This window comes from Undibacterium sp. CY21W (genome assembly GCF_014284265.1).
In the GTDB taxonomy this organism is placed as follows: domain Bacteria; phylum Pseudomonadota; class Gammaproteobacteria; order Burkholderiales; family Burkholderiaceae_D; genus Undibacterium; species Undibacterium aquatile.
In genome coordinates this window covers 388,751-405,169 of record NZ_JACOGE010000001.1, presented here as the reverse complement: position 1 = coordinate 405,169, position 16,419 = coordinate 388,751, and the positions used below count along the sequence as shown (strand labels likewise).

General features: G+C 49.2%; 12 protein-coding genes. 4 read left to right on the top strand and 8 right to left on the bottom strand.

The window, feature by feature from the left end:
• Positions 1 to 115: 115 nt before the first annotated feature.
• A complete protein-coding gene (locus H8K29_RS01780) occupies positions 116 to 1,288 on the bottom strand; it encodes a GGDEF domain-containing protein (protein WP_186896166.1) in 1,173 nt (390 codons plus the stop codon).
• A gap of 620 nt (positions 1,289 to 1,908) precedes the next feature.
• Here H8K29_RS01780 and H8K29_RS01775 point away from each other — a divergent pair.
• On the top strand, positions 1,909 to 4,437 hold the full coding sequence (locus H8K29_RS01775; protein ID WP_186896165.1) for a PAS domain S-box protein: 2,529 nt from the start codon (positions 1,909 to 1,911) through the stop codon (positions 4,435 to 4,437).
• 34 nt (positions 4,438 to 4,471) lie between these two features.
• On the opposite strand, the gene H8K29_RS01770 is transcribed toward H8K29_RS01775, so the two are convergent.
• From H8K29_RS01770 to H8K29_RS01760, 3 genes are read right to left on the bottom strand one after another with little or no spacing between them, the layout of a single operon-like run.
• Entirely contained in the window at positions 4,472 to 5,170 is a 699-nt protein-coding gene (locus H8K29_RS01770; protein ID WP_186896164.1) for an anaerobic ribonucleoside-triphosphate reductase activating protein, read from the bottom strand.
• A gap of 7 nt (positions 5,171 to 5,177) precedes the next feature.
• Positions 5,178 to 5,369: an anaerobic ribonucleoside-triphosphate reductase gene (nrdD, locus tag H8K29_RS01765; protein WP_186883868.1), complete on the bottom strand. Its 192-nt coding sequence runs from the start codon at positions 5,367 to 5,369 to the stop codon at positions 5,178 to 5,180.
• 16 nt (positions 5,370 to 5,385) lie between these two features.
• The gene (locus tag H8K29_RS01760) at positions 5,386 to 7,416 is read right to left on the bottom strand and encodes a ribonucleoside triphosphate reductase (protein WP_186896163.1); all 2,031 of its coding nucleotides are present in this window, start codon (positions 7,414 to 7,416) and stop codon (positions 5,386 to 5,388) included.
• Positions 7,417 to 7,953: 537 nt separating this feature from the next.
• Between H8K29_RS01760 and H8K29_RS01755 the strand changes: the two genes are divergently transcribed.
• Together H8K29_RS01755 and H8K29_RS01750 are read left to right on the top strand one after the other, a co-directional pair.
• On the top strand, positions 7,954 to 8,706 hold the full coding sequence (locus tag H8K29_RS01755; protein WP_186896162.1) for an ABC transporter substrate-binding protein: 753 nt from the start codon (positions 7,954 to 7,956) through the stop codon (positions 8,704 to 8,706).
• Positions 8,707 to 8,837: 131 nt separating this feature from the next.
• Positions 8,838 to 9,944, top strand: a complete 1,107-nt coding sequence (locus H8K29_RS01750) for a porin (protein ID WP_255423218.1) — start codon at positions 8,838 to 8,840, stop codon at positions 9,942 to 9,944.
• Positions 9,945 to 10,022: 78 nt separating this feature from the next.
• Here the strand turns inward: H8K29_RS01750 and H8K29_RS01745 are convergent, their stop codons facing one another.
• The 4 genes from H8K29_RS01745 to H8K29_RS01730 form a co-directional block, all read right to left on the bottom strand.
• A complete protein-coding gene (locus H8K29_RS01745) occupies positions 10,023 to 11,606 on the bottom strand; it encodes a methyl-accepting chemotaxis protein (protein ID WP_186896161.1) in 1,584 nt (527 codons plus the stop codon).
• A 414-nt stretch (positions 11,607 to 12,020) separates the two neighbouring features.
• Complete coding sequence (locus H8K29_RS01740; protein ID WP_186896160.1) at positions 12,021 to 13,340, bottom strand: MFS transporter; 1,320 nt, start codon at positions 13,338 to 13,340, stop codon at positions 12,021 to 12,023.
• A 97-nt stretch (positions 13,341 to 13,437) separates the two neighbouring features.
• Positions 13,438 to 14,232, bottom strand: coding sequence for a substrate-binding domain-containing protein (locus tag H8K29_RS01735; RefSeq protein WP_255423217.1), 795 nt, complete (start codon positions 14,230 to 14,232; stop codon positions 13,438 to 13,440).
• 18 nt (positions 14,233 to 14,250) lie between these two features.
• A complete protein-coding gene (locus H8K29_RS01730) occupies positions 14,251 to 15,339 on the bottom strand; it encodes a porin (protein ID WP_186896158.1) in 1,089 nt (362 codons plus the stop codon).
• A 158-nt stretch (positions 15,340 to 15,497) separates the two neighbouring features.
• Here H8K29_RS01730 and H8K29_RS01725 point away from each other — a divergent pair, with 158 nt between their 5' ends.
• The gene (locus H8K29_RS01725) at positions 15,498 to 16,418 is read left to right on the top strand and encodes a LysR family transcriptional regulator (protein WP_186883875.1); all 921 of its coding nucleotides are present in this window, start codon (positions 15,498 to 15,500) and stop codon (positions 16,416 to 16,418) included.
• Position 16,419: the final 1 nt, after the last annotated feature.

Here is a 16,419-nt window from a genome sequence, read left to right as displayed (position 1 = left end):
GTAAATGTAGCTATCGGATAGACGGGGAAGACAGTAGCAGCTTTTGTTATACCGGTTGAACAGCATTGGAGATAACAAGCTACTACTAGTGGTGGCTCGACTTACCAGTGAATATTCACCCAGCCTTCACTTTACTTATGTCAGGCATAGAGTCAACCGTGTCTGTCGATTGCTGTAAACAAACGATCTGATTTCTGCCCTGTGCTTTTGCTGCATACAATGCCTCGTCGGCACGTGTGAGAGTTTTCTCGAACGCCTCTCCTGGCTGGTATCTGGTCACACCGATAGAGACGGTCAGGCTGATCCATGAACTGGCGAATTTGACAACATCGGCTGCGACTGCGGCACGCACACGTTCCAGGCAAATCAGTCCGACGTCGAGTTCAGTCTCTGTCAGTAAAATCAGAAATTCCTCACCGCCCCAGCGCGCCAGAGTATCGGTAACGCGGATTTTTTCCTGCACGGTTTTAGTAAATTTCTGTAATGCGACATCGCCGGCCTGGTGGCCATAAGTATCATTGATGCGTTTGAAATAATCGATGTCCAGCATCGCTACCAGCAACGGGTTCGCAGAACGATCGGAACGCTGGCTTTCGTACTGTATCAGTTGCAGCATATGCCGCCGGTTTGCGGCACCGGTAAGTTCATCATAGTTAGCGGTTTGCTGAATTTTTTCCAGCGCCTGCGTCAGTTGCAGCTTCTGATGCCGCATGTGCTCACGCATTTCGCACAGTCGCCAGGTCAAAAAAGTGGAACTGGCAAGCACAATCACCACCATGAAATAGTAAGCACCATACAAATAGTAGGTCGTTCTTTCTGTCTCCCGCAGCAGAGAAAAAAGAATCGCTTCAGCAAACAGCATCAGGCCGTACACCGCAACGGTAATCACCTGCTGTATGGATAAACCAAACATGCCGAACATCAGAATCACGGCCAGCAACGGTAAGGTCACGCCCCGGCCATCACCGGCCAGCGCGAACGCCGCAGCATTGCAGGCAATCGCAAACAGCATCTGTACAAATGCCAACGAAGGGTCAGCCCAGCGCAAGGAATAGCCACTGCGTATCAGCGCATACACGATCATCAGACCTGCGGTTGAACAGGCGGCCCACAATCGCACGTCTCCCATCCCGCCAATACCCACCGATTTCATGAAAAATAAGACACCAATGCTCGCCAGCATCAGCAATGCGGCGAGTACAAACTGACTGGTACGGATGCGCATCGCCTTTCCCGATCCGAGTACCAGATCAAGGCTGTACCTGATGAGTGTCTTCATAACAGACATGCAAAAAACTCCGACCATCAATCTGAGAAAAATTACCAACTGTCTGCGCACATACCAGTTGTACGCCTGACAGCAAATGCCTGAAACCAGATACTGCTGCGACACTGACTGTTGACTACTAAAACAAATGCAAAATATCGGAAGAAATAACAAATGGAGGTCACGCAGTGTATCTGTTGTATTTGGGGAAAGTTCCCACCCTCATTTATTCATGGCAAGCGCTGAACCCTGCTGCCATCCACAGATACAGGATGTATAGGTCTCCGATCTATTCGATTTATTCTATTTTCCGACGCAAGCAATGTCTTCACAGCACGCTGTCGTCATTCCGCTTTGCATTTATAACATTTTTAAAAAGACAGATCAGCCTAATTCAAAAAAGACGTCCCTCGGCTCCACTTGTGGACAACGGTTTACCCTGAGCTGAACATCTGCCGATATTGTCACTTGATCATACCGACATATGACGGCATCGCGTTTCAGATTACTGCTTTTTTGACCAAATTTCACATTGGCAATTATTTTAAAGAATTACAATGGAATGATGTGTGGCACATACACACCAAAGCCCATGAAAACCTGATCAATAAACATGCGATCCGAAAATATAAAGAACAGGCATGCAGAATCTTTTAATCAATACTTTGCGCCCCGCTGACGATCAGGAATGTGATGTCGAGGCGCACCTGCTGTATGCAACATACAGCCAGGAGCCACTGAATCAGACGATGGCTGTGATTACTGCGGTCTTTGGTGGCGCTATCGTTTGGGGCATCGTTCCCGTCCCGCAATTGTCACTCTGGATCGCCGCTGTATTAGGAAGCGCAGCACTCGGACATGTGCAATATCAGTTCTTTAAAAAGGCAGCACCGTCCGGTTCCACCATCAAAAAATGGCAAAAAATATTTTTTGTACAGGCAACGACGCATGGTGCAGCGTGGTCTCTGGGACCTGTCTTATTACTCCCTCACAGCAGCGGCGTTCTGCCAGCCTTTTTTATCGGCACCCTATTGTGCGTCAGTGCCGTTTCGGTCAGTACAGTAGCAAAACAGTTTCATGCCATGCGCGGATTTATCGTCGCCAATCTGCTGCCTCCTGTTGTTGCGATATGGCTGTCCGGTGACAGCAAGGAACTCATGCTGATTCTGATCCTGCTGGCCAGTAGCATGGCATTTATCGCCGTTGGCTACTACTCAAATCAGTCTGCACGCACTATCTACGAGACGCAGTTTCAGCTGCGGGGAATTTTAAATTCATCGCAGGACGCGATTATCACCATCGACTCCCGGGGCAGAGTATCCGACTGGAATCCACGGGCAGAACACATGCTGGGCTGGACAAGGGCCGAAGCGCTGGGGCTGGTATTAAATGACACTATTACGTCCCCCAAAAACCGCGAGTATTTTCAGTACGGAATGAAACGCTTTCTGGCGTTAGGTGAGGGACTGATATTAAATAAACGCATAGAAACAAGCGCATTGCATAAAAACGGCACAGAATTTCCAGTTGAGCTGACCTTCACTCATCACAAATTAGGACGACATTTTTATTTCACTGCCTTTATCACCGACATCACTGAACGCAAGGCGATAGAAGACCGTCTGGAGTTATTCCGTCGCGTTTTTCATGCCAGCAATCAGTGTGTCGGCATCTGCGATGGCAAAGGCTATCTGCTGTATCAGAATCATGCTCTGGAAAAAACGCTGGGGTATACCGACGCAGAAATAATCGGTCAGCATTTCAGTTTTGCTTTAGCAGAAGCACAGGCAAAAGAGATTACGCAGGAAGTGGGCAGGTGTATCCGAAGCGGTAAAAACTGGGTAGGGGAATTGCCGCACCGTCGCAAAGATGGTTCCGTTTTCATCACTATGAGCAACATCGGTTTTATCAAAAATGATCTTGATGAAATTCAATATATCTTTAATATCTGGACTGATTTCAGCCAGGAAATCTCCCGCAGAAACGAACTCGCTCTGGCGCGAGAGGCGGCTGATAAAGCAAATCAGGCAAAGTCAGAATTTTTATCCAGCATGAGCCATGAATTGCGGACACCCTTGAACGCTATTCTCGGCTTCGCCCAGATGCTGGGCTATGAAGCGCCACTGACTCCCGCCCAACAGGATCATGTACAGGAAATTCTGAAAGGGGGGCGACATCTGCTGGAGCTCATCAATGAAGTGCTGGAACTGGCCAAAATAGAAGGTGGCCATGTGCGCCTGTCGCTGGAACCTGTCAACCTTGAAGACCTGATTACAGAATGCTTCGATCTGATCCGCCCGTTAGCGGCAGAAAGAAAAATATCGATGCAATCGCTGATTACCTCGCCCGTCGCCGTGCGTGCCGATCGTGTCCGCTTAAAACAGGTTGTATTGAATCTGCTGTCCAACGCCATCAAATATAACTACACCGGTGGTAACGTGCAGGTCGATGCCGCAATGCAGTCTTCCGGAAATATGCGGCTGTCTGTGACCGATACCGGCATCGGCATTCATCCGGATAAGATGGGTGAACTGTTTCAGGCATTCAACCGGCTTGGCGTCGAACTGGGAGATACCGAGGGCACCGGTATTGGTCTGACGATCACGCAAAAACTGACCGAACTGATGCATGGAAAAATCGGAGTGGAGAGTAAATTAAATCACGGCAGTTGCTTCTGGATTGAGCTTCCAGGTGACGCCATTCCTGCCGCGCCTATGCATGTTGTACCGCAACTGTCTGACGAACCAATCTGCGCCTGGGGAAATAATGCGGTCATCCTGTATATCGACGATAGTCCGGTCAATCTGAAACTCGTCAGACAAATCCTCGGCTTACGATCTGGCATGCAATTACTGACAGCACAAACACCGCAAGCAGGCATTGAGCTGGCGCACCAGCATCAGCCGGATATTGTGCTGCTCGACATTAACATGCCAGGGATGGATGGCTACGCGGTATTGCGTCAGATGAAAGCCGATACCCATCTGCGTTGCACGACATTTATTGCATTGACAGCGAATGCAATGAGTCAGGATATTGAAAAGGGGCTCAACGCCGGTTTCCATTCTTACCTCACCAAGCCGCTGGAAATTAATACCCTGCTGTTAACGATAGACCGCTGTCTGGCTCCAGGAAATGCGCGTGCTGCCATGCAAACACCTGAAGCATGAGCATTGCCAGCCTGAGTGAGGCCTGCATGCCCGTTTACGCACGTATCAGCAATGTGGGGAAAAGCGCACGTATTTTTTCCTGCAATGGCAGTGAAGGATAATCGGCGATCAGCGCCTGGTTCAACGCCTTTGTCTGGCATCCCTGTGTACGGAATTTTTGCAGTACGTAATGTTGCACACCGATTGCCGACAGTTCCAGCGCCAGCGCCATTATTTTTTGTTCACTGAGTAAGGTCGGATGTATGGTAGTCCGGCATTCGTAATCAACGCCGCTGGTAAGTATCATTTCTGCGCATTGGTGAACTGCACGGTCGCTGCCCTGCACACCGGTAATAGCTGCGTAGTCCGCCAACGGTGCCTTGACGTCGAAGCCAACCCAGTTCAGCAACGGCAACACACGCTCTAACTGTTTGGGATAAATGCAGGCAGTGTGCAAGCCCACCTGAAAACCGAGTTCGCGAACCTCTTTCATTGCCAATGCTAAAGCGGGATCCATCGTCGCTTCGCCGCCGCTGAAAACGACCGCATCAATCAATCCGGTTCGGCGTGACAAAAAACTGCGGATAGCCTCCCAAGTCTGATCCGTTGCGGTTCCGCGCTCCTGCAAATGCGTATTATGACAATAGGAACAACGCCAGGGGCATCCTTGCACAAACACCACAGCAGCGAGTTTCCCCGGATAATCTGTTGCGCTGAATGGGGTAAACCCGCCAATTCTCAGGCTGTTCCGCATGCCACGGTTATCGCAGCTGAGCGGCATTTTCGGTGAAATAGGTACGCTCGCAGAACTCCCCTTTTTTCCCGGTGTTGAAAGAACTGACCGGGCGATGGTAACCCATCACCCGTGTCCATATTTCACATGGCTGACGTTCTTCGTCATTGAGTACAACGCTATGTTTTTCAATAGTCTGAGCGGTATGAAGTAATGACATGGTGAATGACCTCTGGTTAGTTGGTGGTAGTTTGCATGGCTGTCATGCGTTTGCGGGCAATGATCTCGTCATCACATTTCGGACAGAATGGATGGCCTCCCTGCAGATATCCATGCTTAGGACAAATGGAAAAAGTCGGCGTTACTGTGATGTACGGCAGCCTGAAACGGCTCAGTGAGCGCTGCACCAGTTGCCTGCACGCCTCTGCGCTGGATAAGGCTTCGGTCATGTACAGATGCAGCACGGTGCCGCCAGTATATTTACGCTGCAAATCGTCTTGCAGCTCCAGCGCTTCAAATGGATCTTCGGTAAAGCCGACCGGTAATTGTGATGAGTTAGTGTAGTAAGGCATCTCGGTCGTACCGGCCTGCAGAATATCCGAAAAGCGCTTGCGGTCTTCTTTCGCAAAACGGTAGGTTGTTCCTTCCGCAGGTGTCGCTTCCAGATTGTACATATGGCCGGTCTCGTCCTGAAATTCCAGCATTCTGGCGCGGATATGATCCAGCAGACGAATCGCCATCGCATGGCCAGCAGCGCTGCTGATATCGTCTTCACCGGCAGTGAAGTTACGTATCATCTCGTTGATACCGTTCACACCCAGCGTCGAAAAGTGATTACGCAAGGTTCCCAGATAGCGCTTGGTATAAGGGAACAAGCCGTTATCCATGTGCCGCTGTATCACTTTGCGCTTTATTTCCAAGCTGGTTTTTCCGAGTTCCAGCAAATGATCCAGTGCTGTCAGCAAGGCAGACTCATTACCTCGATAACGATAACCGAGACGGGCGCAGTTAATCGTGACCACACCGAGCGAGCCGGTCTGTTCAGCAGAGCCAAACAAACCGTTACCGCGCTTCAGCAATTCGCGCAGATCCAGCTGCAAGCGACAACACATGGAACGTATCATGTTCGGCTTGAGTTCAGAGTTAATGAAATTCTGAAAGTACGGTAAGCCATAACGTGCCGTCATTTCAAACAGACGTTCGGCGTTCGGGCTGTACCAGTCAAAATCCTCGGTCATGTTATAGGTAGGAATAGGAAAGGTGAACGCGCGCCCTTTTGCATCACCGGCCATCATCACTTCGATGTATGCACGGTTAATCATGTCCATTTCGGCCTGTAATTCACCGTAGGAAAATGGCATTTCGATGCCAGCGATGACCGGTATCTGATCACGTAAATCAGCCGGGCACACCCAGTCGAAAGTCAGATTCGTAAAAGGCGTCTGAGTGCCCCAACGTGACGGCACATTCAGGTTGTAAATCAGCTCCTGCATACACTGTTTAACACTGGCGTAACTCAATGCATCCTTGCGCACGAAAGGCGCCAGATAGGTATCGAAAGAACTGAATGCCTGAGCGCCCGCCCATTCATTTTGCAATGTCCCGAGAAAATTCACGATCTGCCCGACCGCGCTCGATAAATGTTTTGGCGGCGCAGATTCGACCTTACCCGGCACGCCGTTCAAGCCTTCGTTCAACAAGGTACGTAAAGACCATCCGGCGCAGTAGCCAGCCAGCATATCCAGATCATGAATATGCAGATCCGCTTCCCGGTGTGCCATACCGACTTCTGGCGGATACACATGACTCAGCCAGTAATTCGCAATGACTTTGCCGGAGACATTCAGAATCAGACCGCCGAGCGAGTATCCCTGATTGGCATTTGCATTGACACGCCAGTCCTGACGCTGCAGGTATTCATTGATGGATGATTCGACATCAACGAGGGTGTGTTGGTCATGCCGCAAACGTTGGTGCTGTTCGCGGTACACAATATAGGCGCGCAAGGTCTGGCGATAACCGGACTCAAATAAGACTGATTCGACTACGTCCTGAATCTGCTCGATATGCAGTAGCGGCGTAGCGTTTACCATCGCATTACTTTGCATTACCTGAGCACACAAATCACTCGCCACGCGTAAATCAAATTCACCACTCGCCTGACCTGCGCGCTGCAGGGCAAATTCAATTTTCTTTGCATCAAATGCGCTGATGCTGCCATCCCGCTTGATGACCTGTATCTGCGATTCACAAAATTGCTCAGTCATTATCGTTATCCAAATACACAATATTTAGTAGTTGAATTTAGAATAATCACTAAATATAGTATAGTCAAACGAAGACTGATGCTTTTTTAAAATCATTGATCCGGGTCAAAAAACTCATAGATCAACTGATTGATACGAAAAAACTCGCAGCGCCACGATATTACGCTTGCTGTGCTGATCGGCCTGTCGCCACTGTAATGCGCACTTTCTATCAGTCTTTCGAGATCAAAAAAAAAAAGACTTATGCCCGCAGACATCTAAGCCTGCGGACAGATCAACATAGGCATAAAGAAAGACAGCGGGAAGCTGGCGTGTGCAAATCTTGCCTGCGGTAACTATATAAACAGATACAGAAATATTTGTACTGACGCCACAGCCATACACGAAGGAATGTGGCAACATTTATAGCCAAAAAGGGCGAGTCGGATTGCGAGACGACAATCGACTGCGTCAACACTACAATGCTCTGCAATTGCTGACACGTATCCGGGATTGCTTACTATTCTAAACATAACGCGTTCAGGTATGAGACAAACGATGAACTTGTTGATGCAGATAATGACGGCGTTAATTTCAACAAGTGTTGCGGCTGAAACACCTGGAAATTTACATATTTCTGTCAACGTCGACTCTGCCACTGGCATGTTTGCAGCATCCATACTTCGCGAAGTATACAAACAGACGAAGCTGGAATTTTGTATTATCAACCTGCCGCCACTGCGCGCAACCAAAGAAGCTAAGGCTGGAAACATAGACGGCGAAGTATTGCGGCCACCCAATTACGCAGTGTCACATCCAGAGTTAATACGTATTGATCCGCCTTATATCGTCGTTGAAACTCTGGCGTACACATTAAAAACCCGCAATCTGACTATTCAGAAAAAAAGCGATTTAAAGCCACTCAGAGTTGGTGTCGTGCGCGGAATTATAAATGCGCAAAATGCGACCGAAGGGCTAAACGACATTACGTTTGCCGATACGTCAGAAAGTCTCTTCAAAATGTTGACCGCTGGTCGTATTGATGTCGCGGTGGACTCCAGATATAGCGCAGACCGGGCAATGAAAAAAACAATGATCAATGACATTGTTTCGGAAAAAATCGTCTTGCTGGTACAACCCGCTCACCACTATCTGAATATCAAACATAAAGCGTTGGCAGCGAGTCTGGCCACAACAATCAGTCAGCTCGCGGCAACTGGAGAATTGCAGCGACTGGCAACGACTGCAGAATCTGAGCAAATGAAAAACGACAACGCAACAGCGACACTTCCTGTGAAAAACTGTAACTGAATTACAGTCAGATAAAAAAGTGATTTTATGCAGCAGATTCATCCGTAGTGTGTTTCACCCCGTGTGTCAGAAGAAAAGAAACGTCGATAGTAATCGCAGGCCTGAACTCAACAATATACGAAGAGGACACCATGAAAACGCGTTTATTTTTATCCGGAATAAGTCTGGCAGGAATGTCTGCCTTTTCACCAACTGTTTCAGCACAATCAAATGTCGTACTGTATGGCATCGCAGACCTTGGCATTCATTACAGTAATGGATTAAACGCCAGTAATGCTCCCACAGCATCGAATTCCACCACGGCTCTGAGCAGCGGCATCAACAATACCAGTCGCTGGGGCATCAAAGGTCAGGAGGTGCTGGAAAATGATATGTCAGCACTTTTCCAGCTTGAAGGCGGCCTGAATATTGATACGGGTGGTTCTGCCAAATCGGATAAGTTGTTTGACCGTATCGCATTTGTTGGCTTAAAGACCAGCGCCGGCGTACTGACGGCCGGGCGTCAGGCGACGATATTATCGGATGCAATATCGCCGGTCGATCCTTTAGGAATGCGCTTTGCCAGTTTCAACCCTAACATCAACGTGACCGCATTAAGTAATACGGCTTTTGGCACTCATGCCTTTGGAATGCAATACGGCACCAGTGGCTACAACGACAATTACTATCGTCTGGACAATATGCTGAAATTCACCAGTGACTTTGGTCCGGTGACAACTCGCGTCTCCTATTCATTTGGTGAAGTGGCGGGAAACACCAGCGCGTTGTCGACGGTGGGCGCGGGTCTGAGCTATCAGCAAGATGGCCTGGCTGTTTCTGGCGCGTATATGAAATTGAAAAACAGTGCCAGTTTCAGCCTTGACGCCTATACGCTGGGCGCTGCCTATAACTTTGGTGAATTCACACTCAAAGCCAATTATGGCAATAACAAAGCAGAAACGGCAATCAATAAGGAAACAAAAGAAAATATCTATTCAGGCGGCGGCAACGTCGTGATTCGCCCCGGCCTGTCGCTGACCGCCGCGTATTATCGTGTACGACGCGACAGCACCGGCTTTACCTCGGATGGGTTTGATCGTGTGGTTGCCTATCTTGAACAGGAAATGTCAAAGCGCAGCACTTTATATGTCGAGCTTGATTCAACCAAATGGAATGGTAATGCAGCTGGCACAACCGGAACGCAGGCAAATAAATCCAACGGGTATGGTGTCACCCTGGGTCTGATGCATAAATTCTGAAGAACGTCTCTGCAACGGATCATCTGCCATAGCGCGCGGCTGAAACAGATTCAGCCGCGCTGCAGAGTCAGGCAATTACTATCCCAGTCTGCGGGTAACACGGGAGACTGAAGTCGCATCCAACCGGAAGACACTCACGGCATTCGTCAAATGCACGGCCTGATCCTGCATGGATTGTGCTGCCGCTGCGGCCTCTTCCACCAATGCAGCATTTTGCTGAGTCACTTCATCCATCTTGATGATGGCGTTATTCACTTCCTCAATTCCTATGCTTTGCTCTTGTGTCGCCGCACTGATTTCATTGACGATATCGCTGACTTTACGCACACTATCAACCACTTCATCCATGGTGCTTCCTGCCTGATTCACCAGCTTGCTACCAGCCGCCACTTTTTCTACTGAATCGTTAATTAAATCCTTAATTTCTTTAGCTGCTGCGGCACTACGCTGAGCCAGATTCCGGACTTCGCTGGCTACCACAGCAAAGCCGCGCCCCTGTTCTCCGGCACGAGCTGCCTCTACTGCAGCATTCAGTGCCAGAATATTCGTCTGGAACGCGATACCATCAATCACGCTGATAATGTCCACAATTTTGCGGGAAGACTCGTTGATGGAACTCATGGTCGCAATCACTTCGCCAACGACCTCTCCACCTTTTCCAGCGACCGTTGTGGCAGAGCCGGCCAGACTATTGGCGTGTCGTGCGTTGTCCGCATTCTGCTTTACCGTCGACGTTAACTCTTCCATCGCCGATGCGGTTTCCTCAAGAGATCCCGCCTGCTGTTCAGTACGCGCAGACAAATCAAGGTTGCCGGTCGCGATCTCCTGAGAAGCGGAATTAATTGCATCCGTACCCTCGCGAACCTGTCCCACCAGTCTTTGCAGGCTCGCATTCATCGTTTTCATCGCGCGCAGTAACTGGCCGATCTCATCGTCCGATTCAGCCTCAATCGATACCGTCAGATCACCGCTGGCAGCACTTTCCGCCATACTGACTGCCGCACGCAGTGGTCGGCTGATCAGGCGTGCAATCCATAAAGCCAGAATCACGCTGAGCACCATTGCCGCACTCATAATTCCAATAATCCACGAGCGTGAAGACGAAAACAAATCATCGTTGGTGACCAGTGCACGCTCGCTTTCAGCCTGACTCATCTCCACCAGTTTATCGACGAGATCGTTCACAGATCGAAATAATTTTACGGAATCACCACGGATCGCTTTCCGCGCCTCATCCTGATTTCCGGCACGGGATAGCTCAAGCACTTTTTTGCCTGCATTGCGATACGATATAAACGACTGATCTAAGGTATCGAATATTTTTTTCTCTTCTGCCGAGTTGACCAGGGATCGATATTTCGTTTCATACCCCGTAAATTCTGAAGTACGGGATTCAATACTCTTTTCGTAATAGCTGAAATCCGACTCTTCGCTGGAAAGAATATGCTGCAATTCCGATACCCGCATACGGTTCAGCGTTGCCTTCATCAGCAGCGCATAACGCACTCCCGGCAACGTATCATTGAGTACCGTCGTTGACGCAGCATTCAGGCGCGCGGTCTGAACGATGCCAAAAATGCCTGTAGCCAGGGTCAGACTCAGGGCAATAAAAAAAGAAAGCAGTAATTTATACGCAATCTTCAGATTCAGAAACCAGCTCATATCAGCTCCTTTAAAGCTATTAACAACGACGTTTCCCGCGACGAAGTAATGGATTCATTTTCAAATGCTCTTTGCACGAAGGAGGACCAGAATTTGATTCTGCACAGAATCCAATGACTGGCCGTCCTGACGTTGCTCAGAAAAAAGAATCGACAGAATGGTAATCACCGGCGTTGCGACAGGCAGATCTGCTCCTATCATTCACACGAAAAGCGATGATGGCAAACAATAAGAAGCGACTCAGAATTCCTTTTTCCAGAAATGTTGTCAGCCAGAGACACATATCGGTAAATTGACAGTCATGCGCTTTCTTAAACCTCGTACAAATAATAAAAAAGCAGGCAGTAGTGATTCACTCACTATCTGCCATGCTTTTTACTTTGAAAAACTGGCTTTAATTGCCGGCCAGGGCAATTAACGTTCCTTGACTACACCGCGATAAATCAGGAAAGTCGCCAGCAAGCCAACACTGCCGGCCATTGCCATCCAGTATCCCGGCGATGCCTTATCGCCCGTAGTTTCTATCAACCAGGTGGAAACCAGCGGTGTCAGACCGCCAAACAAGGCTGTTGCCAGGCTATACGCCAGTGAGAAACCTGTGGTACGGATACGGACAGGAATGATTTCGGTCAGAGCAACAATCGTCGCACCGTTATAACTTCCGTACAGGAACGACAGCCATAATTCTGCCAGCAACATATGCTCAAAACTCGGATTGGCGATCAGCCATGACAACAGCGGATAAGCCGTCACAGCAGTCAAGCCGGAAAACAGTGCCATGATGGGCCATCTGCCGATACGGTCAGACAAGGCTCCCATAACTGGCAACCAGATAAAGTTGGATACCCCCACACACAGCGTCACCACCAGACTCTCGACTGTTGTCAGCTTCAGTACGGTTTTACCAAAAGTTGGCGTATAAACGGTGATCAGGTAAAACGAAACCGTGGTCATCACGATCAGCATGGTACCGGTCACAACCAGTGGCCAGTTCAGAGAAATAGTTTTCAGCATTTCTCTGAACGTAGGATGCGTTTTCTGTGCCAGATATTCTTCTGTCTCTTGCAAAGAACGGCGAATGAAGAAGACTACAGGAATAATGGAGCAACCAATAAAGAAAGGTATGCGCCAACCCCAGTCCGCAATGAATTCCTTACTCAAGGTTTCATTCAAAAAATATCCCAACGCTGCGGAGAAAATGATGGCCACTTGTTGACTGGCTGATTGCCAACTGACGTAAAAACCTTTGTGGCCCGGTGTTGCCATTTCGGATAAATACACAGACACGCCGCCCAGTTCAACCCCGGCAGAAAAACCCTGTAGCAAACGACCAATCAGGACCAGCAAAGGTGCCAGCAAACCGATGGTGGCATAACCGGGGATAAAAGCGATCATGGCGGTACCCGATGCCATAATGCCCAGCGTCAGCACCAAGCCTTTGCGGCGACCGATGCGGTCAATATAGCTACCCAGAATAATCGCGCCCAGCGGCCGCATGAAAAAGCCCGCACCGAAAGTCGCAAATGTCATCATCAGCGCCGCGTATTCACTGCTGGCAGGAAAAAAAGCTTTAGCGATATAGGTTGCGTAAAATCCAAACAGGAAGAAGTCATACATTTCAATGAAATTTCCACTCGTCACGCGGATGACGGTAGAAAATTTCGAATGGCGTTTTGCCGCAACGTGACCATCCTGATGGACGTTGCTTACTGCGTTAGAAGTTGTGCTGGACATACTATCGACCTTTTTAATCGGCGACCGTGCAGTTGCACAGCCAACCCGTCAAAACAAGATAAAAAAAACGAACAAAGATTAACGCTGAATCAGCGTCTTACTTTTTAGCAGCAACCGGCTCCAGGCCAGTCTCTGCAATCACACCGGCATTTTTTTCCGACGACAGGAAGTCAAGCAAAGCCTGTGCGTTTTTCTGTACCTTACTGCCGCTGACTATGGCTGCAGAGAAAGGTGTGCTCAGTTGTACTTCCTGCGGCAGCAAGCCAACAATATCAATTCCTGCGACCGGCAATAATTCACTACGTTGCTGGCACCCGAAATCGGCCTCACCGTGAGCGATGATTTCACCGACAGGTGTGGCTGGAATTTGTGCTGCCTTGCCCTGCATCTGCTCTGCGATACCCAGCTTTTTCATCAATTGGTGCTTGATGTATTCACCGCTGGCACTGTCGGAATAAGCGACTGTTCGCGCTTGCAAAAATGCTTGTTTCAGACCATCAACGGTGCTGATATCGGGCTTGGCATTCCCCGTTTTTACCGCGCAGGCTATCAGTGAATTTGCCAACACCACTTTGCTACCGGCAACCAGTTTTCCTTCCTTCATCAAAGTGTCCAGAGAATCACCTACCATGATGACGACATCAATATTCTCACCACGAGCCATACGCACCGGAATCGCATTTGTGGTCGTTCCCATCGATGGTCCCCAGCCAGATATCAGCTTATCGCTACTACTCTTTTCATATGCAGAAGCGAGATTTTTGTATGCTTGCGCAAAGCCGCCCGAACTGATGACGCGAATGTCCTCCGCTGCTGCCAGGCTGGTAACAAATAAGCTGCTGACCGCCAGCGTGATTGCCGTCATATTGAAACGAAGCTTAAACTTCGACATAGTGATTCCTTTCATTGCTCAGAACTTGTGCATCAGACCTATCGTCAGGCCATATCCGTTACTGCTGTTCGTTTTGTTACCGCTAACACCGGCAGCGTTAGCTTTCCAGTTTGTGTAATCAGTTTCGATATACGCAGTGCTACGTTTTGACAGGGATTTTTCCAGATAAATAAAGCTGCGATCAAAGCCATCATCGGCAAAGCCGGTGGCTTCACGACGGACGCGGTAGTACGCCGATGTCAGCGTCAGATCAGCGGTTAATGCCAGTGCAGCACCGCCAGAGGCGATGTGTTGGCGGGTTTGTTTTGTTGTACTGGTATCAGCGCGGTTCTGACCAAAATTGACCTTCAGTTGCACGCTCCCCAATTGATAGGCAGCACCCAGGGTATAAGCCTGTAAATCAAAGTCAGCGCTGTTCTTGAATTTCATCCAGGCACCAGAGATATTCAATCCGTCTTGTTGATATGCGAGGCCGACACCCATGGTCGACAAGGCGCTGCTATTGCCTGCCACCTCACCAAATGAATATGACGCGCGCGCCACCAGCGGACCAAAGTCACCGGTGTATTTCAGCATGTTGTCCAGACGATAGTAATTGTCGTTGTAGCCGCTGGTACCATACTGGACGCCAAACGCATGAGTACCAAACGCGGTATTGCTCAGTGCCGTGACGTTGATGTTTGGGTTGAGGCTTGCATACCGCATCCCCAGCGGATCAACCGTCGAAATCGCATCCGACAGTATCGTTGCCTGGCGGCCGGCGGTCAGGCTGCCATAACCGGTTTTAATGCCAACGAAGGCGAGGCGATCAAATAGCTTGTCTGATTTTGCAGATGCGCCGGTATCGATGTTTAAGCCGCCTTCAAGCTGAAACAGGACAGTCATATCAGCACCAAGAGACTCTTGTCCTTTGAAACCCCAGCGGCTGGTATTATTGACGCCGCTGCTGACGGAGCCGGTGGAACCGGATACGACAGGCGCATTGCTGGCATTGATGCCGTTACTGTAATGCACACCAAGATCCGCGATGCCATACGGTGTGACAGTAGATTGTGCAAAGGCGCCGCTGCTGATGCCCAGCAAGACGACGAGATAAGAAGGTTTCATGTGGTCTCCGAGGTATTGCCTTCTTAATGAGGCCTTGAAATATCTGTAATGCTTGGTTTGAGCCGGTCAATATTCACGTACCGCCGACTTTTTATTTGGTCTGCATCATCCGCCACATGGCATAATTTGTGAATTGCAATATTTATTAAGATTAATGCATGGGACGCATCAATTTCGATTTACAAGAACTGCAGGCCTTTGTCGCCGTCGCAGAACGCAGCAGTTTTAAACAGGCGGCGGAAGATCTGTTTTTATCGCAACCGGCATTGAGCCGCCGTATTGAAAAGCTGGAAGATATGCTGGGCGTCAAATTATTTGAACGGACCACGCGGCGCGTGCAACTGACTAATATCGGTAGAGTATTTCTGAGCAACGTCCGTACCGCACTCGATGAACTGGAAGGCGCGATACTGAACATGTCAGATCTGGCTGCGCACCGCACCGGTATCGTGACCCTGGCATGCGTTCCATCGGCAGTGCATTATTTTTTGCCCGACGTATTGAAAGGCTTTACCGAGCGCTTCCCCAAAATACGCGTGCGCATATTTGATGAGAGCGCGCAAGACGTACTGAATCTGATATTGGCCGGCGAGGCGGATTTTGGTATTAACTTTGCCGGTGCGGAAGACCCGGAAATTGATTTTCACCCAATTTACAAAGAGAGTTATGTGCTGGCGATGCGCCATGATCACGCACTGGCAAAACGCAAAAAATTATCCTGGAAAGAAACTGCCAGCGAGCGTTATATCTCGGTCTCCAAGTCCAGCGGTAACCGCAGCTTGATCGACAATGCGTTGGCGGGCGTAGAAAAACACCCCGTCATTTTTTATGAAGTGAACCATGTTTCTGGCATTCTGGCATTGGTTGAAGCAGGCATGGGAGTCGCCGCCGTTCCTCGCTTATCGCTGCCAAAATATATGGATGCAACGCTGGTCGGCATTCCCTTAGTCAATCCTTCCATCCACAGAACCTTAGGCTTGATCTCTAAACGCGGGCGCATCATGCCACCAGCAGCCAGAACCTTATTCGACATGTTGGTGCAAAGTAGTAAAACGAATAAATCAGTGCTGCCGAAATGAC

Coding starts and splice junctions, on each gene's coding strand:
- H8K29_RS01735 (WP_255423217.1), bottom strand. CDS start 14,232: ATGTCGAAGTTTAAGCTTCGTTTCAATATGACGGCAATCACGCTGGCG.
- nrdD (WP_186883868.1), bottom strand. CDS start 5,369: ATGTCATTACTTCATACCGCTCAGACTATTGAAAAACATAGCGTTGTA.
- H8K29_RS01770 (WP_186896164.1), bottom strand. CDS start 5,170: ATGCGGAACAGCCTGAGAATTGGCGGGTTTACCCCATTCAGCGCAACA.
- H8K29_RS01740 (WP_186896160.1), bottom strand. CDS start 13,340: ATGTCCAGCACAACTTCTAACGCAGTAAGCAACGTCCATCAGGATGGT.
- H8K29_RS01755 (WP_186896162.1), top strand. CDS start 7,954: ATGAACTTGTTGATGCAGATAATGACGGCGTTAATTTCAACAAGTGTT.
- H8K29_RS01745 (WP_186896161.1), bottom strand. CDS start 11,606: ATGAGCTGGTTTCTGAATCTGAAGATTGCGTATAAATTACTGCTTTCT.
- H8K29_RS01725 (WP_186883875.1), top strand. CDS start 15,498: ATGGGACGCATCAATTTCGATTTACAAGAACTGCAGGCCTTTGTCGCC.
- H8K29_RS01780 (WP_186896166.1), bottom strand. CDS start 1,288: ATGTCTGTTATGAAGACACTCATCAGGTACAGCCTTGATCTGGTACTC.
- H8K29_RS01760 (WP_186896163.1), bottom strand. CDS start 7,416: ATGACTGAGCAATTTTGTGAATCGCAGATACAGGTCATCAAGCGGGAT.
- H8K29_RS01750 (WP_255423218.1), top strand. CDS start 8,838: ATGAAAACGCGTTTATTTTTATCCGGAATAAGTCTGGCAGGAATGTCT.
- H8K29_RS01730 (WP_186896158.1), bottom strand. CDS start 15,339: ATGAAACCTTCTTATCTCGTCGTCTTGCTGGGCATCAGCAGCGGCGCC.
- H8K29_RS01775 (WP_186896165.1), top strand. CDS start 1,909: ATGCAGAATCTTTTAATCAATACTTTGCGCCCCGCTGACGATCAGGAA.